Below are 23069 nucleotides of genomic sequence, written 5' to 3' on the forward strand. Positions count from 1 at the left end.
CCCCCCCCCCCCCCCCCCCCCCCCCCCCCCCCCCCCCCCCCCCCCCCCCCCCCCCCCCCCCCCCCCCCCCCCCCCCCGTACATTACCTTTATAAAATCGGATGATTGGGTAGATTCAGATTATCTAGAACGACTTTATACTACTATGATTGAGGAAAAAGCAGACATAGTAGTTTCAACATATAAAACTTTTAGTACGAATACAGGTTTGTTAGAGTTTCATGCTTATCAGAAAGACTGTACAGAATCTATTTTCAATAAAAAGGACTTGCTTCTTGCGCTACCGAGGTTAGATAGAGATTCTTCCTTTAGCTATGTTTTTGGAAAATTAGTATCTCGTATTGCTTTAGGAAAGATTCGATTTAACGAAAGTACCCAGTTGGGAGAGGATATGGAATTCTGGTATAAGCTTTATCTTGTTTCTGAAAAAGTGGTCTATCTAAATAGAGATGCTTATACTCTCAGAAAATATAGTGATGTTCAGAACTATCTTAATCCAGAAATTGTTTGTAGTGATATTCAACAACGTCTACAATTTATATCAATTCTTGCAGCAAAAAATATAGATACAAAAGATTATATTGAAAATCTCAGATTGCTTTTAAACTATAGAATTGGTTTTTTAGAAAGCAATTCATCTACATCTAAAGATATGAGATGGTTAAAAGAAACGTTATTTCTACTAGGAGGGGAATAGTTAATGATACCAGATTTGATTAGCGTAATTGTTCCGATTTATAATGTTGAGGACTATATACGACAATGTTTTGATAGTTTACTTAATCAAACTTATCAAAATTTTGATGATTAATGATGGTTCAACAGATGCTTCTGCTAGCATTTGTAGAGAATATGTTGATAAAGATGCTCGTTTTCGTTATTTTGAAAAAATGAATGGCGGTGTTTCCTCGGCATGTAATTTAGGAATCGAACGTTCGGGGGGGCGTACATTACCTTTGTTGATTCGGATGATTGGGTAGAGTTTGATTATCTAGAAGTTCTGTATTCTGCTATTATTCAAGAAACTGCTGATATATCTGTCTCTTCTTATAGGACTTATGACATGTCTAAAAATCAGTGGCTTTTTCATGCTTTTAAACGAGTAGAACACCAAAAAGTGTTCAGTAGGCAGGAATTGATGAACCAACTAGTATTTTTGGATAATAGTGATTGTTCTTTTAGGTTTGCTGCTTGTAAATTAGTACGTAAAAGTATCGTGAACGGGATATGGTTTAATGAACCTACTCATTTAGGTGAGGATATGGAATTTTGGTTTAAATTATACCTAATTGCTGAAAAGTCAGTTTTTTCGAATAGAGATACCTATATTTATCGTAGAGATTTTACAATCTCAAAATATAATACTTTGAAACATATTAAATCGGATGTTCAGCAACGCTTAAATTTCATTTCTTTTCTTGGAGTTAGAGGGATTGATACAAATAATTTTGTAAATAGTCTTAAGGGTGAATTGCACCGTATAAAAACAGACTTGGAACTTGATCAACTTGAACATAGAGAAGTGATGAGATATATTGAAGAGGTTATGTTGTTACTAGAAGTGAATATAAATCCTTAAATCCATAAGATTGTTAAGAAAATTGAGGAGCAGGGATAAATGATATGATTTTCATTTACCCAAGGCGATATTTTATCATAAAATAGATATACTACTGACTCAGCCTTTTAGATAATAGAGGAGTTAGAAGTATATTTTCTGAATGGAAAAGATGAACTAATTTCTGAAATATAATGTTTGAGAAATGAGAAATCAAAGTCTTTGTATTCAGTCGATAAGACCTAGGAGAGAGGAGAAAAATTAGTAGTTATGAGCAGATTTTTTCTGCTTTTTTTGATATAATTATTATATTTGGGAATTAATACTCAATGAAAATCAAAGAGCAAACTAGGAAACTAGCCGCAGGTTGCTCAAAGCACTGCTTTGAGGTTGTAGATAAGACTGACGAAGTCAGTCACATATATAATCCAAGGCGACGTTGACGTGTTTGAAGAGATTTTCTAAGAGTATAAATAGAGTGATTTTAAAGTTTCTCTTCCTTTATTTAACTATTGTTTGTGCTTGTATTCTTTAGTTAAGTCAATTAGTTTTAAAACAGCGCTTGTCGATAATAAATATGCATAACACATGAGGTAGCTGAATTAGTTGCTAACGGTTGTTTTCTGTTTTCGTAGATATCTAAGCAAGCATCCCTACTTATAATGATGGGGAAATAGTAACATTGTAATCATTTGTGGAAAGGGTCAGTTATGAGAAATATATTTTCATCCATCATTTTAAAAAAACTGAGTATTAGTTTTTTTCTATTATTTATATATGTATTGGGTAGTAGAATTAGTTTACCTTTTGTTGATTTGAATAGTAGAGATTTTCTAGGAGGAACGACCGCTTATTTAGCATTCTCAACCGCTCTTACAGGTGGGAATTTAAGTAGTCTCTCCCTTTTTTCTATTGGTCTTTCACCATGGATGTCTGCTATGATATTATGGACTATGCTCTCACTTTTTAAGGGACTCGCTGGAAGTGGAAAGGAATTACAAGATAGACGACAGATGTACTTAACTTTGGTGATTGCTCTTATTCAGTCAGCAGCTGTAGTTCTAAGTTTACCTATCCAATCATCCTATTCAACTGTACTCGTTTATATCTTAAATATCAGCCTGTTATGTGCAGGTAGTTTTTTCTTGATATGGCTGTCAGATATTAATGCTAGTAATGGTGTTGGAGGAGCGATGTTAATTATGCTGACCTCCATGATCATCAATATGCCCCAAGATATTATTAATTCTATTCAGATATTAACCCCTCCTGCCTGGGTTGTCATTTTAATGGTTTTATTTGCACTTGTTTCTACCTACGTCAATGTCATTTTATATCGTGCTCGTTACCGTGTGGGGGTAAATAAAATTGGCTTACACAGTCGTTTTAAGCGTTATTCTTATTTTGAAATGTCCTTGACGCCTGCGGGAGGGATGCCCTATATGTATGTTATGACCTTTATGACCTTGCCAATTTATCTTTTGATGTTACTTAGAATGTTTGATTCTCATAATCCACTCTATACAACATTGATAGGGGAATTTACAATGGGAAAACCTTTGTGGATTTATACTTATCTTTTGATGTTGTTTGCATTTAACCTTATATTTGCTTTTACTAGTATGAGTGGAGAACAGATAGCTGATTCTATGAAAAAATCAGGTGAGTATATCTATGGGATTTATCCAGGGGAGGACACGAGTCGTTTTATTAATCGATTAATTTTTCGATTTGCCTTTATTGGAGCTGTGTATAGTATTATTATTGCAGGGCTTCCCATGCTTTTTGTTTTATATGATGAGCGTTTTTTACGCTTGACAATGATTCCAGGTCTTTTATTTATGCTACTTGGAATGATTTTTATGGTTAGAGAAGAACTGATAGCTCTGAGACTAAATGAGACTTATAAACCATTAATTTAGGAGGACAGTATGTATTATTTTATTCCATCTTGGTACGGTTCAGGGCGACAGTGGCATGCGGATATTACACCGTGGTATCGCAGTTTCTTCAAACTAGAATTCGATGATACTTTCAATCAGATTCGTTTGTTTCAAAGACAAGAAATCACCTCCCACCTAATGATATTAGCTTATCATCCTCATCTACGCTATTTTTTACATCGTCATGGTGTTTTAGAGGCATCTGTTTATTCTGTGTTTGATGACATGCAGGATTTGCATGATGCACATGTACAAGTGTTGAATATGTGGGATATTGAATGGGATAGAGAGTGTGAATTCCTATATAGTCCGTTTGCAATCACTGTTTACAAACAAGGGAAACGGTATGCTCAAGTGGAGCAGGGAACGGAAGGCTTCATAAGTGATATTCAATATTTTCATGAGAATGGTCAGTTACTTGAACATTATATAATGGATGATCGTGGCTTTGTGTCGAGTGTGATTTATTTTAAAGATGGGGCGCCATCTTATCAAGACTATTTGAATTTGAAAGGAATTTGGCAATTCAGAGAGTATCTGCAAGAAGATGGAAGAGTTGAAGTAAATCCTATTTTTTCTTATCAATATAAAAAAACAAGTTATAAAAATATAGGAGAATTGATTGCGGAATTCTTTGAAAGAAAACTCTTGCAACAATATAAGGCGGATGATATTTATATACTACCTTCTCACGACAAACATAATGAATTTGTCTTATCTCGTTTGCCGGAGAATAGTACGAAAATTTTGAGTCTTTTCATTGGTCGTAACCCTCAGGAAAGTTTAAGTGAATTGGGTATTTTTTGTAAAAAAGTTGATTTAGTTCTAGTGGATAGAGAGGATAGTCTTCAACAGTTACAGAACCTTTATCCTGAAAAAAATTCTAAATTTCAACATCTGTCTCCTTTTGATACTCGTTTAAGACTTGGAAAAAGTCAAAGAAAGAAAGAATCGATTATTTATTTCCATCTTAATTTTGAAGAGGGACTTGATGAAGAAGGGATTTATGAAGTTCTTTCATATGTTGCTAAGACAGACGATACAGAATTAGTTTTTGGTACTTTTGCAGCAAATCAGGAACAAATGAGTCAAGTTGAAGAGTTGGTGCAAGATATTATTTCTAAACGTATCCATGTAGCCAATTTTGAAAAAGAATTAGATTATGGAGAGGCTGAGAATCCATTAGAAGAAAATGAGAATCAGAATTTACGTTATCAATTTATAAATATGTATGATGAGTCGGACTTAATTAAAAATTTAGAATATGTACGTTTGATTATTGATCTTAGTATTCAGCCTCATCTTTATACACAGATAGCTGCCATAAGTGCGGGGATTCCTCAAATTAATAGAGTCAAGACAGTTTATGTAGAGCATTTAAAGAATGGCTATCTTCTTTCGGAAGTATCAGAACTTCACAAGGCTATGTCTCATTATCTAGATACACTCAAGGAATGGAATCAGTCGCTAATTTTTACAATTGACAAAATTAAAGAGCATACAGGGAAACGTTTCTTAGAAAAATTGCATTATTGGATTGGAGAAGTAACAAATGGTGAGGGAACATAAAATTTTACAAATAGGAATTGATAACTGGAAACACCATTATGATATTCCTGAAAATATGGATTGGTACTACTTCTGTCCAGATTCACCTCTTGCCGTTCGCAAAATGATGGAGATAGATAAGATTTCAAGTTTTCATGCTGTTTTGATAGAAGATGGGCGTTATTTGAGTGATTTGTTACCTTTTTCTAAAAATTTAGATCCTTATACAGTTTTTTATCCTCAAGATTTTCAATCAAATGATTCAGACATCTTAGATTTACTAAAAAAACGTTGTGCAAGAGCTATTGATTTCTCCGAACCAGAAAAATTATTAAAAGATTTATCGACTTCTCTATTTGGAGGAGGATATGGCGATAAAATGAAACCCTCTACAATACAAGTTCACCATTCGTTTCAAGGAAATGTATCTTATCAAGGACATGAATATATAGAATTAGAGGGAGATTTTGGTGAGGAGTTTTCTCAGGTAGTATATTGGAGTTATAATATTACTGTAACACGTAGTTTACCGATTGAATTATGGCTTGAATATGAAAAAAAATCAGGAGTTGAGTTTAGATTTCGTGTCAAAAAGATCTTTGAAGGATCGATTTCTGATATTACAGAGGATCTTGTGTTTGAAGAGTCGGATTTGGATTCTACTATTTTGATTGAGCAAACATATAATGCCTATTTGGCACTTTCTATCGAGGCAAGAGGAAAGGGAAAACTAAAAATTGGAAATCTTCATCAACGTTGGAGTAGAAAACAATTCGGTAAATTCGTTTTAGGTGGAAATACTCTTCATGATAAAAAAAGAGATGAAATTAACTATTTCTTCCATCCAGGAGATTTTAAACCGCCTTTAGCTATTTATTTTTCAGGATATCGACCTGCGGAAGGTTTTGAAGGCTATTGGATGATGAAAAATCTAGGATGTCCTTTCCTTCTGTTTTCAGATCCTCGTATAGAAGGTGGTGCTTTCTATATAGGAAGTGAAGAGTTAGAAAGTAAGGTTAGAAAAACCATCCAGTATTACCTTGACTATTTAGGCCTGACATCTAGTGATTTAATTTTATCGGGACTTTCTATGGGGACCTTTCCAGCGCTTTATTATGGCTCTTTTTTTGAGCCATATGCCGTTGTTGTTGGGAAACCTTTGACGAATATTGGAACGATTGCAAGACGTGGTCGCTTGGATGCACCGGGAGTGTTTAATACAGGATTTGATATTTTAAGACATCAAACAGGTGGAGTGGCTTCTAGTCATATGATTGAATTGGATCAATATTTTTGGGAATCCTTCAAAAAAGCAGATTTTTCAAACACAACCTTTGGTCTATCCTATATGAAGGATGAAGATATGGATCCTCAGGCTTACGAAGAGTTAGTGGAACATTTATGTAATACAGGTGCTAAGATACTATCCAGAGGTACTTCTGGTCGACATAATGATGATACTGGGGAAAATGTTGCCTGGTTTTTGCATTTCTATCATATGGTTTTGAAAACAGGATTTGGACGAGGTGAAGTATGATTATTAGACAGAGACCAGATATCAAATGGGGAGACAGACTAAATATGTATATTTACGGTACGAAGGTGACCTATCATTCTGACTCTCATGTAAGCATATATAATCCATTAGTTCCTTCAGGGACTAAAATTCAAGGTTGGGTTTCGCATACGAATTATCAAGCCGCTCGAAAACAACCAAGCCTTCCATTGTTGAAAAGAAAACAAGAATATCAATTAATTATGAAATTTGACTGCCAGCCTAAAAAAGGTGTGTACACATCAATTACATTTTTTGATCGATATGGTGATGTAATTGAAGAAAAAATTGAAAAAAATAAAAGATTTACGTTTATTTACCCTGAAGAAGCCCACACCTATCAAGTTCATCTCTTAAGTGCTGGCTTTGAATCTTTGGATTTTTATTCTTTTTCTATTGAGGAGATTAATCGTGATTAAAGAGGTTTATCAGAGTTTTCAACTTAGAAGAGTTAAAAAAATTCTAAAAAAAATCAATGCTCTAAAGCATAAGATGGAATCTTTGTCGGATCAAGAATTGGCTGCTAAAACAGTGGAGTTTCGCCAACGTCTGGCTAAAGGAGAAACTTTGGATGATCTCTTGGTAGAGGCTTTTGCAGTTGTTCGTGAAGCGGATAGGCGTGTGCTGGGGATGTTTCCTTATGATGTCCAGGTAATGGGAGGAATCGTTATCCATCAGGGAAACGTCGCTGAAATGAGTACTGGAGAAGGAAAAACTTTGACAGCAACGATGCCTGTTTACCTTAATGCTTTAACAGGAAAAGGGACAATGGTTATTACCCCGAATGCGTATCTTGCCAAGCGAGATGCTGAGGAGATGGGAGAGGTTTACCGTTTTCTAGGCTTAACAATAGGAGTTCCTTTTGTAGAAAGTGGTAAAGATTTCTCTGTTGAAGAAAAGAGGGAGATGTATAACTCTGATATTATATATACAACAAATAGTAACTTGGGTTTTGATTATTTAAATGATAATTTAGCATCGAATAAGGAAGGTAAATTTTTGCGTCCCTTTAATTATGCGATTATTGATGAGATAGATGATATTTTGTTAGATAGCGCCCAAACTCCCTTAATTATCGCTGGAGCTCCTAGAGTTCAGTCTAATCATTATGGTATTGTTAATACTCTTATGACTACGCTAGTAGAAGGTGAAGATTTTATTTACAAAGAGGAGAAGGGAGAAGTTTGGTTAACGAAACAGGGAGCCAAGGAAGCGGAAAGTTTCTTCGGGATTGACCATCTATATAATGAAAAAAATGCGGTCTTTGCTCGCCACATAGCATACGCAATGAGGGCTCATAAGCTTTATACAAAAGATAAAGATTATGTTATTAGGGGCAATGAGATGGTTCTTGTAGATAAAGGTTCTGGACGTTTATTAGAACAAACTAAACTACAAGGAGGACTTCATCAGGCAATCGAGGCTAAAGAGCATGTCAAACTTTCTCCAGAGACGCGTGCTATGGCTTCTATTACGTATCAGAGTTTATTTAAAATGTTTAATAAACTTTCTGGTATGACAGGTACAGGTAAAGTTGCGGAAAAAGAATTTCGAGAGACTTATAATATGGCTGTTGTACGGATTCCTACTAACCGCCCTAAACAACGAATTGACTATCCAGACAATTTATATGTTACTTTACCTGAAAAAGTATATGCTTCCTTGGAGTACATCAAAGAATACCATGCAAAGGGGAATCCCTTGTTGGTCTTTGTTGGATCGGTAGAAATGTCCCATTTGTATTCATCGCTTTTGTTACGAGAAGGGATTGCCCATAATGTTCTGAATGCTCACAATGTAGCGCGTGAAGCACAAATTATCTCAGAGTCAGGTCAGATGGGAGCTGTGACAGTTGCTACTTCCATGGCAGGACGAGGTACAGACATCAAACTTGGTAAGGGAGTTGCAGAACTGGGGGGCTTAATTGTTATCGGAACAGAGCGGATGGAAAGTCAGCGTGTTGATCTTCAAATCCGTGGACGTTCTGGTCGCCAAGGAGATCCTGGCATGAGTAAATTCTTTGTATCTCTGGAGGATGATGTTATTAAGAAATATGGTCCATCTTGGGTACATAAGAAGTATAAAGATTATCAAGTTCAAGATATGTCACAACCAGAAGTTTTAAAGGGACGTAAGTATCGTAATCTTGTTGCTAAAGCACAATATTCTAGTGATAGTGCTGGACGTTCGGCACGTATTCATACTCTGGAATATGCTGAGAGTATGAATATTCAAAGAGAAATGATGTATAAAGAGAGGAATCGATTAATAGATGGTTCCCGTGATTTAGAGCATGTTGTGGGAGAAATTATTGATACCTATATAGATCAAGTAGTTTCTTCAAAATACGAGAGTCGAGAATTGTTGTTTCACTTTATCGTAACTAATATTAGTTTTCATGTTAAAGAACTTCCAGAAGATATTGATGTAACAAATAAAACTGAAGTTCGTTCTTTTATTAAGCAGATTATTGATAAAGAACTTTCTGAAAAAAGAACCTTACTTGAACAGCATGATTTATATGAACAGTTTTTACGACTTTCCCTACTTAAGGCCATTGACTATAATTGGGTAGAGCAGGTGGATTATCTTCAGCAATTATCTATGGCTATTAGCGGTCAGTCTGCTGCCCAGAAAAATCCTATTGTAGAGTACTATCAAGAAGCCTATGCAGGCTTTGAAACCATGAAGGAACAAATTCGTGTGGATATGGTGCGTAATCTCCTAATGGGGTTGGTTGAGGTCACTCCAAAAGGTGAAATCGTGACTCATTTTCCATAAGAGGAGAAAATATGACAATTTACAATATAAATTTAGGAATTGGTTGGGCTAGTAGCGGTGTAGAATATGCTCAAGCCTATCGTGCCGGTATTTTTCGAAGTTTGAATTTACCCTCTAAATTTATCTTTACAGATATGATTTTAGCTGATAATATTCAGCACTTAACAGCCAATATTGGTTTTGATGATGAGCAAGTTATCTGGCTTTATAATCACTTTACAGATATCAAGATTGCACCAACTAGTGTGACAGTGGATGATGTCCTGGCTATTTTCGGCGGTGTGGAAAGTCGTAGAGAAAAGAATGGCAAGGTCTTGCGTGTCTTCTTTTCTGACCAAGATAAGTTTGTCACCTGTTATTTGGTTGATGAGAACAAGGACTTGGTTCAACATGCCGAGTATGTCTTTCAAGGAAAACTGATTCGTAAGGATTATTTTTCTTATACGCGTTATTGTACCGAATACTTTGCTCCTAAGGACAATGTTGCAGTTCTATACCAACGGACTTTTTACAATGAAGACGGGACTCCGGCCTATGATATCTTGATGAATCAAGGGAAGGAAGAAGTTTATCGTTTCAAGGATAAGATTTTCTATGGAAAGCAAGCCTTTATGCGTGCTTTTATGAAATCCTTGAATTTGAACAAGTCTGATTTGGTCATTCTTGATAGGGAGACAGGCATTGGACAGGTTGTGTTTGAGGAAGCGCAAGCGGCGCATTTAGCGGTTGTTGTTCATGCGGAGCATTATAGTGAAAATGCTACAAATGAGGATTACATCCTTTGGAACAACTATTATGATTACCAATTTACAAATGCAGATAAGGTTGACTTCTTTATCGTATCAACTGATAGACAAAATGAAGTGTTGCAAGAGCAATTTGCCAAATACACCCAGCACCAACCAAAGGTTGTTACCATTCCTGTAGGAAGTATTGATTCCTTGACAGAGTCAAGTCAAGGACGTAAGCCATTTTCATTGATTACCGCTTCACGTCTTGCCAAAGAAAAACACATTGACTGGTTGGTCAAGGCGGTCATTGAGGCGCGTAAGGAAATCCCTGAATTAACCTTTGATATTTATGGTAGTGGAGGAGAAGATTCTCTGCTTAGAGAAATTATTGCAAATCATCAGGCTGAGGATTATATCCAGCTCAAGGGGCATGCGGATCTTGCGCAGATTTATAGCCAGTATGAAGTCTACTTGACGGCTTCTACCAGCGAAGGCTTTGGTTTGACCTTGATGGAAGCTGTTGGATCAGGTCTCCCCCTAATCGGTTTTGATGTACCTTATGGTAATCAGACCTTTATAGAAGATGGGCAAAATGGTTATCTGATTCCAAGTTCATCTGACCATGTGGAAGACCAAATCAAGCAAGCTTATGCAGCTAAGATTTGTCAATTGTATCATGAAAATCGTTTGGAAGCTATGCGTGCCCATTCTTATCAGATTGCAGAAGGCTTCTTAACCAAAGAAATTTTAGAAAAGTGGAAGAAAACAGTAGAGGAGGTGCTCCATGATTGAACTTTATGATTGTTATACTCAGGAAAGTCGAGATTTACATGAAAGTTTAGTAGCTACTGGTTTTTCTCAATTTGGAGTGGTCATCGATGCAGATGGTTTTCTACCTGATGGTTTGGTCTCCCCATTTACCTATTATCTAGGCTATGAAAAGGGAAAACCTCTCTATTTCAACCAAGTTCCTGTTCCAGATTTTTGGGAGATTTTAGGAGATAATCAATCTGCTCGTATTGAAGACGTGACGCAGGAGAGGGCTGTTATTCATTATGCAGATGGAATGCAGGCTCGTTTAGTCAAGCAGGTGGACTGGAAAGATCTGGAAGGTCGAGTCCGTCAAGTTGATCATTATAATCGCTTTGGAGCTTGCTTTGCTACAACGACTTATAGTGCTGATAGTGAGCCGATTATGACGGTTTACCAAGATGTCAATGGTCAGGAAGTCTTGCTGGAAAACCATGTGACGGGTGATATCTTATTGACTTTGCCTGGTCAGTCCATACGTTGCTTTGCAAATAAGGTTGAATTTATAATTTTCTTTTTGCAAGATTTAGGATTAGATAGCCATCAGCTTATCTTTAATACCTTAGCGACTCCTTTCTTGGTTTCCTTCCATCATCCAGACAAGTCTGGATCAGATGTCTTAGTATGGCAGGAGCCTCTCTATGATGCCATTCCAGGCAATATGCAGTTAATTTTGGAAAGCGATGATGTGCGTACTAAGAAGATTATCATTCCAAACAAGGCGACTTATGAACGTGCTTTAGAATTGACTGACGAGAAATACCATGCTCAGTTTGTGCATTTGGGTTACCATTATCAGTTCAAACGTGATAATTTCCTTCGAAGAGATGTCTTAATCTTGACTAATTCAGATCAGATTGAGCAAGTGGAAGCAATCGTAGAAGCCTTGCCTGATGTTACTTTCCGTATCGCAGCGGTGACAGAGATGTCTTCTAAGCTCTTAGATATGCTTCGTTATCCTAATGTGGTACTTTATCAGAACGCCAGTCCACAGAAGATTCAGGAACTGTATCAACTGTCAGATATTTACTTGGATATTAATCACAGCAATGAGTTGTTGCAGGCAGTGCGTCAGGCTTTTGAACATAATCTTTTGATTCTTGGATTTAACCAAACTGTGCATAATAGACTTTATATCGCTCCAGACCATTTATTTGAAAGTAGTGAAGCTTCTGCTTTGGTTGAGACCATTAAACTGGCCCTTTCAGATGTTACCCAAATGAGTCTGGCACTTGGGAAGCAAGGCCAACATGCAAACTATGTTGACTTGGTGAGATATCAGGAAACCATGAAAGTTGTTTTAGGAGGCTAACATGTCAGATGAAGATTTATTTTACAAAGACGTTGAAGGTCGCATGGAAGAGTTGAAACAAAAACCGATCAAGAAAGAGAAAGCAACTCGAGGGGAAAAGATTAGTCGGACCTTTTCACTCTTATTAGCTTTAATGATTTTAATTGGTTTGATTTCTACTTTGATAGGAATTTTGAGGTAGGTCTATGATTGAAATTCTTATTATTTTAGCTATTCTTTTATCCCTTGCTTTGATTGTATTGGTAATCATACAACCTCGTCAAAATCAGTTGTTTTCAACGGATGCAACTAGCAATATTGGTAAGCCGAGCTACTGGCAGAGTAACACCTTGGTAAAGGTTCTTACTTTATTGATCAGTTTGGCCTTATTTGTCCTATTATTAACCTTTATGGTAATAACTTACAAATAAAAGAAAACTTCAGATATTCACCTTTTGTGATTGGTCTGAAGTTTTCTTTTTTACTGTCCATATTTTTGGTAAAAGTCAACTTTTACTTGGATGAAGGTTTTTGCTTCACGTAGGAGTTGTAGGAGCGTGGCACGGGTTTCAAATTCTTCTCTTGTCTTGGGCAGACTGCGATTACGGAAGACTTCCAGATAACGTTCAATTTCATCTAGCAAATCAGAAGCAGGATTGGTCTGGCTTAGTTGGCCTGCAATTTTTGAAAAGAGTTGGGCTAAAATCAGGCTCTCACTGGCAGCTAGGTGACAGGTGTTGATTTGCTGGGCCATATTTCGCAGGATACGACTTTGTCGCTGTCTCATCTCAAAATAGTGGATATGGTAGTCCGTCTGGTGCAAGAGGTGGTCAGAGTGATCTAGATAGACCAGTCTAAGGGCTTCTTCCAAAAGGGTATCCAATTCTTCAACCAGCTGTGCTCGATTGCGTCCATCCCCTCTGGATAAATAATATTTAAAGCGCTGGAGGATATCTTTTAAATTTTCTTCTACTAATGTGTGGTAGTGATGAATTTCCTCTTCTCGTGAAGGCATGTAGAGATTGACAAGTAAGGCAAATCCTGTACCGATTGCAAAGAGAAGGAATTCATTGACTAGAAGGTTTGGAGAGGTTGACTCTTGAATCAAGAGATGGCTAACCAAAACCGTGCTTGGTGTGATGCCAATTTCCCAGCCCATCTTGTAGGTTAGAGGCACATAGAGGGCTAGATAGAGGCCAAGGCTCCAGATATGAAATCCGCTCAAGTGAAAAGCCAAAACCCCAATAGCTAGAGCTAGAAGCATGGAAAAGAGGCGATTGCGGGCCAGTTTTAAGGTACTTCTACGGGTATCGGATAGGCTCAAGAGGGCAATGATTCCAGCTGAAACTGCTGAGGAGAGATTGAGAAAATAAGCAAGAAGACAGGCAAGACAGGTAGCTAAGATGAGCTTGGTCGTACGTTGGCTAATAGACATATGGATTTCCTAGTAAGTTAGAATAAAAGCGGAAAAGACAAGACCTGAGCAGGCTTGTCTTTATGAGTTATTTTTTACGGGCTGCTGCGTATTCGGCAACAGCAGTAAAGAGGACGTCAGTAGAAGAATTGAGAGCTGTTTCACATGAATCTTGGATGACCCCAATCACAAATCCAACCCCAACAACTTGCATGGCAATATCGTTAGAAATACCGAAAAGGCTACAAGCAACGGGGATAAGAAGGAGGGATCCTCCGGCAATACCAGAAGCACCACAGGCTGATATTGCTGCTACAACACTGAGGACAAAGGCTGTCGCAAAGTCAACAGGAATTTCCAAAGTATTTACTGCAGCAAGGGTTAAAACGTTAATAGTAATCGCTGCCCCGGCCATGTTGATAGTAGAGCCGAGTGGGATAGAAACCGAATAGGTATCTGGATCTAGTCCAAGGTCGTGACAAAGTTTCATGTTGACAGGGATGTTAGCCGCAGAACTACGAGTGAAGAAGGCTGTCACACCGCTGACACGCAAACATTTCCAAACGAGGGGATAAGGATTTCTCTTCATAAAGAGGAAGGCAATTAGTGGATTGACTACCAGAGCCACAAAGAACATAGTTGTCACCAAGAGGGCAAGCAAGATTCCATAGTTAGCTAGGCTTCCGATTCCCTTATCAGAGATGGTTTTGAAGACAAGACCAAGGATTCCAAACGGAGCTAGGTTGATGATCCATTCGACAATCTTAGAAGTCACATCAGCCATGGTTTTCAGCAATTCTTTACTATTTTTGCTGGCTTCTCTCATAGCAATCCCGAAAATAACTGCCCATGATAGGATACCGATGTAGTTGGCAGTAATAAGGGCATTGACTGGATTGTCAACCAGTTTGAGCAAGAGGTTGCTGAGGACCTGGCCAATTCCATCTGGTGGAGCAATATCGGTATTAGCACTATTTAGGGTAATTTCAACAGGTACGATGAAACTTGCTAGGACAGCAACAAGTGCCGCTGCAAAGGTTCCTACCAAGTAAAGGAAGATAACCGTTTTCATGTTGCTATCTTGTCCCTTTTGATGTTGGGAAAGGGCGTTAGCAACGAGGGCAAATACCAGAATTGGTGCGATGGCTTTTAGACCGCCAACAAAGAGATCTCCGAGTAGACCAATTCCTGAAATGTTAGGAAGTGTCAGACCTAGGGTTCCTCCAATAATCATACCAATCAAAATTCGTTTGATCAGGCTTGCCTTATTCCAAGCATGAATGCATTTTTTCATAACAATCTCCTTTTGTTGTGTAATGTTTATGATTATAGTATAAATATGAGCTAAAATCAAGAATTTTCTGTCTATTTTTGCTATTATTTTTGAATATTTATGGAGATTCATCACTTCTGAAAGTATGGTATAATAAATGAAAGGAGTTTTCTATGCAAGAATTTATTCAAACCTACCTCAATAAGCTTGATGTTACAACGATTATTGAAAATATCTTAACCAAGTTAATTTCTCTGTTATTTCTATTTTTACTCTTTTATATAGCTAAGAAATTGCTCCATACCATGGTGCAGAGAATTGTTAAACCTTCTCTAAAAATGTCTCGTCACGATGTTGGGCGTCAGAAAACCATCTCACGTTTATTAGAGAATGTGTTTAATTATACCCTCTATTTCTTTTTACTTTACTGTATATTGTCTATTTTGGGTTTGCCAGTTTCTAGTTTGCTGGCAGGGGCTGGGATTGCTGGGGTGGCCATTGGTATGGGAGCCCAAGGTTTTCTGTCTGATGTCATCAATGGCTTTTTCATCCTCTTTGAACGTCAACTGGATGTGGGAGATGAGGTCGTTTTGACAAATGGTCCTATTACTGTCTCGGGCAAGGTTGTCAGCGTCGGCATTCGAACAACGCAACTCAGAGGAGAAGACCAGGTTCTGCACTTCGTTCCCAATCGGAATATCACCGTCGTCAGCAATTTCTCACGCACAGACTAGACCTGTTATTTTAAGTAATTTGTGGTACAATAGAAAGAGTTTAATAAAGGAGAAAAGATGGTTTTAGAAAAGCAGTTGGGCAATGGTTGTACCTGGATAGACCTTGATGTGGATAAGATTAAAAATATGGAAGATCTTTCTGACATCTATGGATTGGACAAGGAAACCATTGAGTATGCTCTGGATAGAAATGAACGAGCTCATATGGATTATAACCGTGAAACGGAGACGGTAACCTTTATTTATAATGTTCTTGATTTAGAAAAAGACAAAGAATATTATGAAGCGATTCCCATGACCTTTATCGTCGAAAGACAACGAATGATTACCATCAGCAACCATAAGAATGCTTATGTCATTGATCAGATGTCAGCTTATCTGGATAGCCATGAGTCGCTTTCTATTTACAAGTTTCTCTTTGCTGGTTTAGAGATTATCAGTAACGCTTATTATCCTGTCATTGAAGAGATGGATAAAAGTAAGGACGAAATTAGTGCCTTGCTACGTCAAACTACAACAAAGAAAAATCTCTTCGCCCTCTCTGACTTGGAGACTGGTATGGTTTACTTGACAGCAGCAGCAAAACAAAATCGACTCCTCTTGGAACATATCCAGGGCCATGCTCTTTATCGGAGATTTAATGATGTCGAACGAGAGCAGTTTGATGATGCCATGATTGAAGCCCATCAGTTGGTGTCTATGACAGACTTGATTTCTCAAGTCTTGCAACAACTCTCAGCTTCTTACAACAACATCCTAAACAATAACTTGAATGATAGTTTGTCAATTTTGACTATTATCTCCGTCTTACTAGCAGTACTTGCGGTTATTACAGGTTTCTTCGGAATGAATGTTCCTCTACCATTTACAGAAGAGCCAAATGCTTGGATTTATATCTTAATGACTAGCTTGATTTTATGGGTGGCCTTATCTCAATGGCTGAAGAAAATTACTAGAAAATAAAAGAAAAGGAGCCAGAATGGCGATTGAAAATTACATGCCAGATTTTGCTGTGGAAGCAGTTTATGATCTGACAGTCCCAAGTCTGCAGGCGCAGGGAATCAAGGCTGTTTTGGTCGATTTGGACAATACCCTCATTGCTTGGAACAACCCTGATGGGACGCCAGAGATGAAGCAATGGCTACATGACCTTCGGGACGCGGGCATTCGCATTATCGTAGTCTCAAATAACACCAAAAAGCGCGTTCAACGTGCAGTTGAGAAGTTTGGAATTGATTACGTTTATTGGGCTCTGAAGCCCTTCACATTTGGGATTGATCGTGCCATGAAGGAATTCCACTATGAGAAAAGTGAAGTAGTCATGGTTGGTGACCAGCTCATGACAGATATTCGAGCAGCCCACCGTGCTGGCATTCGCTCGATTTTAGTCAAACCCTTGGTCCAACATGACTCGATCAAAACGCAGATTAACCGAGCTCGTGAGCGCCGTGTGATGCGAAAAATCACTGAAAAGTACGGACCGATTACATATAAAAAAGGAATTTAACTATGGAAGAAATTCTCTGTATTGGTTGTGGAGCAACCATTCAGACGACAGACAAGTCTGGTCTTGGTTTTACTCCCCAGTCGGCACTTGAAAAAGGTTTGGAGACTGGTGAAGTCTATTGCCAACGCTGTTTCCGTCTCCGCCACTACAATGAAATCACGGATGTCCAGTTGACGGACGATGATTTTCTCAAGCTCTTGCACGAGGTGGGAGACAGTGATGCCTTAGTGGTCAATGTCATTGATATCTTTGATTTTAATGGCTCTGTTATCCCAGGATTGCCACGTTTTGTCTCAGGCAATGATGTCCTCTTGGTAGGAAATAAAAAAGATATCCTGCCCAAGTCTGTTAAACCGGGCAAGATTAGCCAGTGGCTCATGGAGCGTGCCCACGAAGAAGGTCTTCGTCCAGTCGATGTCGTCCTAACTTCGGCACAAAATAAACATGCCATAAAGGAAGTCATTGACAAGATTGAACACTACCGTAAGGGCCGCGATGTCTATGTTGTCGGTGTGACCAACGTTGGAAAATCAACTCTTATTAATGCCATTATCCAAGAAATCACGGGTGACCAGAATGTCATTACGACTTCGCGTTTCCCAGGGACAACCTTGGATAAGATTGAGATTCCGCTTGACGATGGATCTTATATCTACGATACGCCGGGAATCATCCACCGTCACCAGATGGCCCACTACTTGACGGCTAAAAACCTCAAGTATGTCAGCCCTAAAAAGGAAATCAAACCTAAAACCTACCAGCTCAATCCTGAACAAACCCTGTTTCTAGGTGGTCTCGGACGCTTTGACTTTATTGCAGGAGAAAAGCAAGGTTTTACAGCCTTCTTTGACAATGAACTCAAATTGCATCGTACTAAGCTAGAAGGAGCTAGTGCTTTCTACGACAAGCACCTTGGAAGCCTTCTCACTCCTCCAAATAGCAAGGAAAAAGAAGATTTTCCAAAACTAGTCCAACATGTATTTAACATTAAGGAAAAGACAGACCTAGTCATCTCTGGACTCGGCTGGATCCGTGTAACAGGCACAGCCAAAGTCGCCGTCTGGGCACCAGAAGGCGTCGCCGTCGTCACACGAAAAGCAATTATTTAAACTAAAATCACTGAGCGAACAAAGTGAGCTCATAAAAAGATAGTTATTGCCGTGGGATCTTGCCAATCTGTAGATTGGCAAGGGGCACAATTGAGACCAAGGCTCAATTGTGAGGTCAGGAAATCCATTTTCCAAAGATGAGATCTTTGAAAAATTAGTTCCGACTGTCCCTCACCACCTAAAATAACTATCAAAAAAACAAGGAAGAAATTATGTCATTAACATCAAAACAACGTGCTTTCCTCAACAGCCAGGCACACACCCTCAAACCCATCATCCAAATCGGGAAAAATGGGCTTAACGACCAAATCAAAACCAGTGTCCGTCAGGCTCTTGACGCCCGCGAATTGATTAAAGTAACGCTCTTGCAAAACACAGATGAAAATATCCACGAAGTAGCTGAAATCTTGGAAGAAGAAATCGGTGTGGATACAGTCCAAAAAATCGGACGCATCTTGATTTTGTTTAAACAATCCAGCAAGAAAGAAAATCGCAAGATTTCTAAAAAAGTCAAAGAAATCTAAAAACATACTCCAAACAACTGTTTTTACAGAGAAATAAAGGAGACTAGCCTATGGCAATTGAACTATTGACTCCCTTTACCAAGGTAGAGTTGGAGCCAGAAATCAAGGAGAAAAAACGCAAACAAGTCGGGATTTTAGGGGGAAATTTTAACCCTGTTCACAATGCCCATCTCATTGTTGCGGACCAAGTACGGCAACAGTTAGGACTGGATCAGGTTTTGCTCATGCCAGAATACCAACCTCCTCATGTAGATAAAAAGGAAACCATCCCTGAACACCATCGTCTCAAGATGCTTGAGTTGGCGATTGAGGGGATTGAAGGTCTGGACATTGAAACTATTGAGTTGGAGCGCAAGGGAATTTCCTATACCTACGACACCATGAAGATTTTAACAGAGAAGAATCCAGATACAGATTATTACTTTATCATCGGTGCCGATATGGTGGACTATCTGCCTAAGTGGTACCGAATTGATGAACTGGTAGATATGGTTCAGTTTGTGGGAGTTCAGCGCCCACGCTACAAGGCAGGGACTTCCTATCCAGTTATCTGGGTGGATGTGCCTCTCATGGATATCTCGTCCAGCATGGTGCGTGACTTCCTTGCCCAAGGTCGGAAACCCAACTTTCTCCTGCCTCAGCCTGTGCTAGACTACATCGAGAAGGAGGGTCTCTACTGATGGCCTATCAAGACTATATCAACTGCTCTCGTGAGGCTTTGTTGGAAAAAATGGCAGAGCTTCTGCCTGAAAAACGCTTAACCCATTGCTTGGGTGTGGAGCGTGCAGCCATAGAACTGGCTCAGCGGTTTGGGGTCGATACTGAGAAAGCAGGTCTTGCAGGTCTTCTCCATGACTACGCTAAAAAGCTATCAGATCAGGAATTTCTAGGCTTGATTGACCGTTATCAGCTAGACCCTGACCTCAAAAACTGGGGCAATAATGTCTGGCATGGTATGGTTGGCATCTACAAGATTCAAGAAGATTTGAATTTGCATGATCCAGAAATCCTACGAGCTATTGAAATCCATACAGTCGGGTCTAGTCAGATGACAGACTTAGATAAGGTCATCTACGTCGCAGACTATATCGAGCATAATCGTGCCTTTCCTGGAGTGGATGTAGCGCGTGAGATTGCAAGTCTATCGCTTAATAAGGCGGTGGCCTACGAAACAGCTCGAACCGTGGAGTATCTGGCTCATCAGGGATTCCCCATCTATCCCCAAACCCTTGAAACCTATAACGCCTTTGTGCACTATTTGAAAGAGGACTAAATGAACGAAAAAGAATTACTAGAACTAGTCGTGAAAGCGGCGGATGAGAAACGTGCGGAGGATATCCTCGCACTTGATGTACAAGATTTGACCAGTGTGACAGACTACTTTGTTATCACTAGCTCTATGAATAGCCGTCAGTTGGATGCTATCGCTGATAATATCCGTGAAAAAGTAGCCCAAGCAGGCTTTAAAGGCAGTCATGTCGAAGGCGATGCGGCTGGAGGTTGGGTCTTACTAGACCTAGGCGCTGTCGTTGTGCATGTCTTTTCAGAAGAAATGCGTGCCCACTATAACCTAGAAAAGCTATGGCATGAGGCAAATTCGGTAGATATTTCAGAAGCTCTTGCTTAGAAGATGAACTCAGTTGTAGTCAACTGGGTTTCTTTACTTATTTTAGAAGAAAATGGATAGAAAGGTATAGGGCGAGTGGTGTTTGCCATTGACGCTCTTGGTATCATGATTATGGCAACTTATGAAACTTTTGCGGCTGTTTACGATGCGGTCATGGACGACAGTTTATACGATAGATGGACGGATTTTTCGCTTCGTCATTTGCCTAAGACCAAGGAGAGAAAGAAACTCTTGGAACTGGCTTGTGGGACAGGAATTCAATCTGTGCGCTTCTCTCAGGCTGGTTTTGATGTGACTGGTCTTGATTTGAGTGCGGATATGTTGAAGATTGCCGAAAAGAGAGCGGCTTCAGCCAAGCAAAAGATTGAATTTATTGAAGGCAATATGCTGGATTTGTCCAAGTCAGGTCAATATGATTTTGTCACGTGTTATTCGGACTCTATCTGCTATATGCAGGATGAGGTGGAAGTAGGGGACGTCTTTAAGGAAGTCTATAATGCTCTCAACGAAGATGGCATCTTCATCTTTGATGTGCATTCGACCTACCAGACAGATGAAGTTTTTCCAGGCTATTCCTACCATGAGAATGCAGATGATTTTGCCATGCTATGGGATACCTACGAGGATGCGACTCCTCACTCCATCGTGCATGAATTGACCTTTTTTATCAAGGAGGCTGACGGCTCCTTTAGTCGACACGATGAAGTGCATGAGGAGCGGACTTATGAGGTTCTGACCTATGATATCTTGCTGGAACAGGCCGGTTTCAAATCTTTCAAACTCTATGCAGACTTTGAAGACAAGGAGCCAACAGAAACCAGTACCCGTTGGTTTTTTGTGGCGCAGAAGTAGGAGATTAGCATGACCATCACAGGTATTATCGCGGAGTTCAATCCTTTTCATAATGGCCATAAATACCTGCTGGATCAGGCAGAGGGACTGAAAATTATTGCCATGTCTGGGAATTTCATGCAGAGAGGCGAGCCTGCTATTGTGGATAAGTGGACACGGGCCCAGATGGCACTGGAAAATGGCGCGGATCTGGTAGTAGAATTGCCCTTTTTAGTCAGTGTTCAGGCAGCTGATTTCTTTGGTCAAGGAGCTGTGGATATCTTAGCTCAGTTAGGGATTGATAACTTAGCCTTTGGGACGGAGGAAGTTCTGGATTACCAGAAAATCGCTGATTTATACACAGAGAAAGGTGCTGAGATGGAGAAATTTGTGGAAAATCTGCCTGACTCTCTCTCCTATCCTCAGAAAACCCAAGCCATGTGGAAGGAATTTGCAGGTCTTGATTTTTCTGGTAATACGCCCAATCATGTTCTTGCTCTGGCCTATGCTAAGGCGGTTGCTGGGTACAACATCAACCTGCATCCGATTCAGCGTCAGGGGGCTGGTTACCATTCTGTCGACAAGGATGTGGACTTTGCCTCGGCGACAGCCCTCCGTCAGCACCAGAAGGACCAACACTTCTTAGAACGCTTTATGCCATCTGTTGCTCTCTTTGAGCAGGCTAATAAGGTGAGTTGGGACGACTATTTTCTTTTGCTCCGCTATCAAATCTTGTCAAATCCAGACTTAACAACGATCTATCAGGTCAATCAAGAAATGGCAGTACGCATCAAGGATGCCATCAAGACAGCCCAGTCTGTGGAAGACTTGGTTGAGGCGGTTGCGACCAAACGTTACACCAAGGCGCGTGTCAGACGCCTATTGACCTATATCTTGGTGCAGGCTAGAGAAGGTGACTTGCCAGAAGCCATTCATGTCCTTGGATTTACTGAAAAAGGCAGGCAACAGCTCAATTCTTTGAAAGGTCAGGTCAGTCTAGTCAGCCGAATTGGCAAAGAGCCTTGGGATACTATGACCCAAAAGGCAGACCAGATTTACCAACTGGGAAAATCAAGTATAGCAGAGCAGAATTTTGGAAGAGTGCCGATAAGAATAGAAAGAAACTAAGTCTACTGAAAAGTAGGCTTTTTGAGATTTTTTACGAATAAATAGATAGAAAAGAAAATCTTGTACAAGTTCCTGACAATTTCTTTCTTTTCGTGTATAATAGTGGAAAAGAGGTAAAACGAGGTATGGTTATGGAAGCAGTTCTTTACTCAACATTCCGAAATCATTTAAAAGACTACATGAAGAAGGTAAATGATGAATTTGAGCCTTTGACGGTGGTCAATAAAAATCCAGACGAGGACATTGTAGTACTTTCAAAGAGTGAGTGGGATAGTATCCAAGAAACCCTGAGAATTGCTCAAAATAAGGAACTTTCTGATAAGGTTTTGCGAGGAATGGCTCAAGTTCGTGCTGGAAGTACTCAGGTTCATGTTATTGAGGAGTAAGAAATGCTGCTCAAGTTTACAGAAGATGCCTGGGCAGATTATTGCTACTGGCAAAATCAGGATAAGAAAACGTTAAAAAGAATCAATAAACTAATCAAGGATATTCAACGTGATCCCTTTACAGGAATAGGTAAACCAGAACCACTCAAGTATGACTACCAAGGAGCTTGGTCACGTCGTATTGATGCAGAAAATCGCTTGATTTATATGATGGATGAAGATAGCGTGGCTTTCTTGTCTTTTAAAGATCATTACTAAGTCTACTGAAAGGTGGGCTTTTTCTATAATTTTTACTAAGCTATAACTTCTAAGAAATAGAG

24 protein-coding genes and 1 pseudogene are annotated in these 23069 nt (G+C 39.2%); 23 read left to right on the forward strand and 2 right to left on the reverse strand.

Annotated elements, in window-relative coordinates:
• The first annotated feature begins 144 nt into the window (after positions 1–144).
• The 11 genes and pseudogenes from N8N51_RS07320 (at position 145) to asp5 (ending at position 12647) form a co-directional block, all read left to right on the forward strand.
• The gene (locus N8N51_RS07320; RefSeq protein ID WP_261103899.1) at positions 145–696 is read left to right on the forward strand and encodes a hypothetical protein; all 552 of its coding nucleotides are present in this window, start codon (positions 145–147) and stop codon (positions 694–696) included.
• Positions 697–699: 3 nt separating this feature from the next.
• A pseudogene (locus N8N51_RS07325) lies at positions 700–1578 on the forward strand (glycosyltransferase family 2 protein).
• A gap of 689 nt (positions 1579–2267) precedes the next feature.
• Complete coding sequence (secY2, locus tag N8N51_RS07330) at positions 2268–3479, forward strand: accessory Sec system protein translocase subunit SecY2 (RefSeq protein WP_261103900.1); 1212 nt, start codon at positions 2268–2270, stop codon at positions 3477–3479.
• Positions 3480–3488: 9 nt separating this feature from the next.
• The gene (gene asp1, locus N8N51_RS07335; RefSeq protein WP_261103901.1) at positions 3489–5069 is read left to right on the forward strand and encodes an accessory Sec system protein Asp1; all 1581 of its coding nucleotides are present in this window, start codon (positions 3489–3491) and stop codon (positions 5067–5069) included.
• Positions 5053–6585, forward strand: coding sequence for an accessory Sec system protein Asp2 (asp2, locus tag N8N51_RS07340; protein WP_261103902.1), 1533 nt, complete (start codon positions 5053–5055; stop codon positions 6583–6585). The genes asp1 and asp2 overlap by 17 nt, the downstream gene beginning before the upstream one ends.
• A complete protein-coding gene (gene asp3 / locus N8N51_RS07345) occupies positions 6582–7022 on the forward strand; it encodes an accessory Sec system protein Asp3 (RefSeq protein ID WP_261103903.1) in 441 nt (146 codons plus the stop codon). Before asp2 ends, asp3 begins: the two co-directional genes overlap by 4 nt.
• Positions 7015–9384, forward strand: coding sequence for an accessory Sec system translocase SecA2 (secA2, locus tag N8N51_RS07350; RefSeq protein ID WP_261103904.1), 2370 nt, complete (start codon positions 7015–7017; stop codon positions 9382–9384). Before asp3 ends, secA2 begins: the two co-directional genes overlap by 8 nt.
• Before the next feature lie 11 nt (positions 9385–9395).
• The gene (gtfA, locus tag N8N51_RS07355) at positions 9396–10907 is read left to right on the forward strand and encodes an accessory Sec system glycosyltransferase GtfA (protein ID WP_261103905.1); all 1512 of its coding nucleotides are present in this window, start codon (positions 9396–9398) and stop codon (positions 10905–10907) included.
• Positions 10900–12237, forward strand: a complete 1338-nt coding sequence (gtfB, locus tag N8N51_RS07360; RefSeq protein WP_261103906.1) for an accessory Sec system glycosylation chaperone GtfB — start codon at positions 10900–10902, stop codon at positions 12235–12237. The genes gtfA and gtfB overlap by 8 nt, the downstream gene beginning before the upstream one ends.
• 1 nt (position 12238) lies before the next feature.
• A complete protein-coding gene (gene asp4 / locus N8N51_RS07365; RefSeq protein ID WP_261103908.1) occupies positions 12239–12418 on the forward strand; it encodes an accessory Sec system protein Asp4 in 180 nt (59 codons plus the stop codon).
• 4 nt (positions 12419–12422) lie between these two features.
• Entirely contained in the window at positions 12423–12647 is a 225-nt protein-coding gene (gene asp5 / locus N8N51_RS07370) for an accessory Sec system protein Asp5 (RefSeq protein ID WP_261103909.1), read from the forward strand.
• 50 nt (positions 12648–12697) lie between these two features.
• On the opposite strand, the gene N8N51_RS07375 is transcribed toward asp5, so the two are convergent.
• Positions 12698–13651: an aromatic acid exporter family protein gene (locus tag N8N51_RS07375; RefSeq protein ID WP_045612193.1), complete on the reverse strand. Its 954-nt coding sequence runs from the start codon at positions 13649–13651 to the stop codon at positions 12698–12700.
• Between the two features lie 67 nt (positions 13652–13718).
• Positions 13719–14924, reverse strand: a complete 1206-nt coding sequence (gene sstT / locus N8N51_RS07380; RefSeq protein ID WP_261103910.1) for a serine/threonine transporter SstT — start codon at positions 14922–14924, stop codon at positions 13719–13721.
• Positions 14925–15076: 152 nt separating this feature from the next.
• Here sstT and N8N51_RS07385 point away from each other — a divergent pair, with 152 nt between their 5' ends.
• The 12 genes from N8N51_RS07385 to N8N51_RS07440 all read left to right on the forward strand — a co-directional run bounded on the left by N8N51_RS07385 (position 15077) and on the right by N8N51_RS07440 (position 23007).
• Complete coding sequence (locus tag N8N51_RS07385; protein ID WP_261103911.1) at positions 15077–15637, forward strand: mechanosensitive ion channel family protein; 561 nt, start codon at positions 15077–15079, stop codon at positions 15635–15637.
• Between the two features lie 57 nt (positions 15638–15694).
• A complete protein-coding gene (locus N8N51_RS07390; protein ID WP_000242267.1) occupies positions 15695–16600 on the forward strand; it encodes a magnesium transporter CorA family protein in 906 nt (301 codons plus the stop codon).
• Positions 16601–16616: 16 nt separating this feature from the next.
• Complete coding sequence (locus N8N51_RS07395) at positions 16617–17144, forward strand: YqeG family HAD IIIA-type phosphatase (protein WP_000963748.1); 528 nt, start codon at positions 16617–16619, stop codon at positions 17142–17144.
• A gap of 2 nt (positions 17145–17146) precedes the next feature.
• Positions 17147–18253 (forward strand): ribosome biogenesis GTPase YqeH, encoded by a 1107-nt coding sequence (yqeH, locus tag N8N51_RS07400; protein WP_125393191.1) that lies wholly within the window; start codon positions 17147–17149, stop codon positions 18251–18253.
• A 212-nt stretch (positions 18254–18465) separates the two neighbouring features.
• On the forward strand, positions 18466–18777 hold the full coding sequence (gene yhbY, locus N8N51_RS07405) for a ribosome assembly RNA-binding protein YhbY (RefSeq protein WP_000060169.1): 312 nt from the start codon (positions 18466–18468) through the stop codon (positions 18775–18777).
• A 50-nt stretch (positions 18778–18827) separates the two neighbouring features.
• Positions 18828–19457: a nicotinate-nucleotide adenylyltransferase gene (locus tag N8N51_RS07410; RefSeq protein ID WP_061759533.1), complete on the forward strand. Its 630-nt coding sequence runs from the start codon at positions 18828–18830 to the stop codon at positions 19455–19457.
• Positions 19457–20050 carry a bis(5'-nucleosyl)-tetraphosphatase (symmetrical) YqeK gene (yqeK, locus tag N8N51_RS07415; protein ID WP_125454846.1) on the forward strand — a complete coding sequence of 198 codons (594 nt, stop codon included), beginning with the start codon at positions 19457–19459 and terminating at the stop codon, positions 20048–20050. Before N8N51_RS07410 ends, yqeK begins: the two co-directional genes overlap by 1 nt.
• Positions 20051–20404, forward strand: coding sequence for a ribosome silencing factor (gene rsfS, locus N8N51_RS07420; protein WP_125454847.1), 354 nt, complete (start codon positions 20051–20053; stop codon positions 20402–20404).
• A gap of 111 nt (positions 20405–20515) precedes the next feature.
• Entirely contained in the window at positions 20516–21256 is a 741-nt protein-coding gene (locus tag N8N51_RS07425; RefSeq protein ID WP_312023129.1) for a class I SAM-dependent DNA methyltransferase, read from the forward strand.
• 9 nt (positions 21257–21265) lie between these two features.
• Positions 21266–22363, forward strand: coding sequence for a nucleotidyltransferase (locus N8N51_RS07430; protein WP_125454848.1), 1098 nt, complete (start codon positions 21266–21268; stop codon positions 22361–22363).
• A gap of 131 nt (positions 22364–22494) precedes the next feature.
• Complete coding sequence (locus tag N8N51_RS07435) at positions 22495–22749, forward strand: type II toxin-antitoxin system Phd/YefM family antitoxin (protein ID WP_000388572.1); 255 nt, start codon at positions 22495–22497, stop codon at positions 22747–22749.
• A gap of 3 nt (positions 22750–22752) precedes the next feature.
• Positions 22753–23007: a Txe/YoeB family addiction module toxin gene (locus tag N8N51_RS07440; RefSeq protein WP_084925567.1), complete on the forward strand. Its 255-nt coding sequence runs from the start codon at positions 22753–22755 to the stop codon at positions 23005–23007.
• Positions 23008–23069 lie beyond the last annotated feature (62 nt).

The sequence above is a fragment of the Streptococcus mitis genome, assembly GCF_946188685.1.
Taxonomy (GTDB): Bacteria; Bacillota; Bacilli; order Lactobacillales; family Streptococcaceae; genus Streptococcus; species Streptococcus mitis_CC.

Coding starts and splice junctions, on each gene's coding strand:
- N8N51_RS07320 (WP_261103899.1), top strand. CDS start 145: ATGATTGAGGAAAAAGCAGACATAGTAGTTTCAACATATAAAACTTTT.
- secY2 (WP_261103900.1), top strand. CDS start 2,268: ATGAGAAATATATTTTCATCCATCATTTTAAAAAAACTGAGTATTAGT.
- asp1 (WP_261103901.1), top strand. CDS start 3,489: ATGTATTATTTTATTCCATCTTGGTACGGTTCAGGGCGACAGTGGCAT.
- asp2 (WP_261103902.1), top strand. CDS start 5,053: ATGGTGAGGGAACATAAAATTTTACAAATAGGAATTGATAACTGGAAA.
- asp3 (WP_261103903.1), top strand. CDS start 6,582: ATGATTATTAGACAGAGACCAGATATCAAATGGGGAGACAGACTAAAT.
- gtfA (WP_261103905.1), top strand. CDS start 9,396: ATGACAATTTACAATATAAATTTAGGAATTGGTTGGGCTAGTAGCGGT.
- gtfB (WP_261103906.1), top strand. CDS start 10,900: ATGATTGAACTTTATGATTGTTATACTCAGGAAAGTCGAGATTTACAT.
- asp4 (WP_261103908.1), top strand. CDS start 12,239: ATGTCAGATGAAGATTTATTTTACAAAGACGTTGAAGGTCGCATGGAA.
- asp5 (WP_261103909.1), top strand. CDS start 12,423: ATGATTGAAATTCTTATTATTTTAGCTATTCTTTTATCCCTTGCTTTG.
- N8N51_RS07375 (WP_045612193.1), bottom strand. CDS start 13,651: ATGTCTATTAGCCAACGTACGACCAAGCTCATCTTAGCTACCTGTCTT.
- sstT (WP_261103910.1), bottom strand. CDS start 14,924: ATGAAAAAATGCATTCATGCTTGGAATAAGGCAAGCCTGATCAAACGA.
- N8N51_RS07385 (WP_261103911.1), top strand. CDS start 15,077: ATGCAAGAATTTATTCAAACCTACCTCAATAAGCTTGATGTTACAACG.
- N8N51_RS07390 (WP_000242267.1), top strand. CDS start 15,695: ATGGTTTTAGAAAAGCAGTTGGGCAATGGTTGTACCTGGATAGACCTT.
- N8N51_RS07395 (WP_000963748.1), top strand. CDS start 16,617: ATGGCGATTGAAAATTACATGCCAGATTTTGCTGTGGAAGCAGTTTAT.
- yqeH (WP_125393191.1), top strand. CDS start 17,147: ATGGAAGAAATTCTCTGTATTGGTTGTGGAGCAACCATTCAGACGACA.
- yhbY (WP_000060169.1), top strand. CDS start 18,466: ATGTCATTAACATCAAAACAACGTGCTTTCCTCAACAGCCAGGCACAC.
- N8N51_RS07410 (WP_061759533.1), top strand. CDS start 18,828: ATGGCAATTGAACTATTGACTCCCTTTACCAAGGTAGAGTTGGAGCCA.
- yqeK (WP_125454846.1), top strand. CDS start 19,457: ATGGCCTATCAAGACTATATCAACTGCTCTCGTGAGGCTTTGTTGGAA.
- rsfS (WP_125454847.1), top strand. CDS start 20,051: ATGAACGAAAAAGAATTACTAGAACTAGTCGTGAAAGCGGCGGATGAG.
- N8N51_RS07425 (WP_312023129.1), top strand. CDS start 20,516: ATGGCAACTTATGAAACTTTTGCGGCTGTTTACGATGCGGTCATGGAC.
- N8N51_RS07430 (WP_125454848.1), top strand. CDS start 21,266: ATGACCATCACAGGTATTATCGCGGAGTTCAATCCTTTTCATAATGGC.
- N8N51_RS07435 (WP_000388572.1), top strand. CDS start 22,495: ATGGAAGCAGTTCTTTACTCAACATTCCGAAATCATTTAAAAGACTAC.
- N8N51_RS07440 (WP_084925567.1), top strand. CDS start 22,753: ATGCTGCTCAAGTTTACAGAAGATGCCTGGGCAGATTATTGCTACTGG.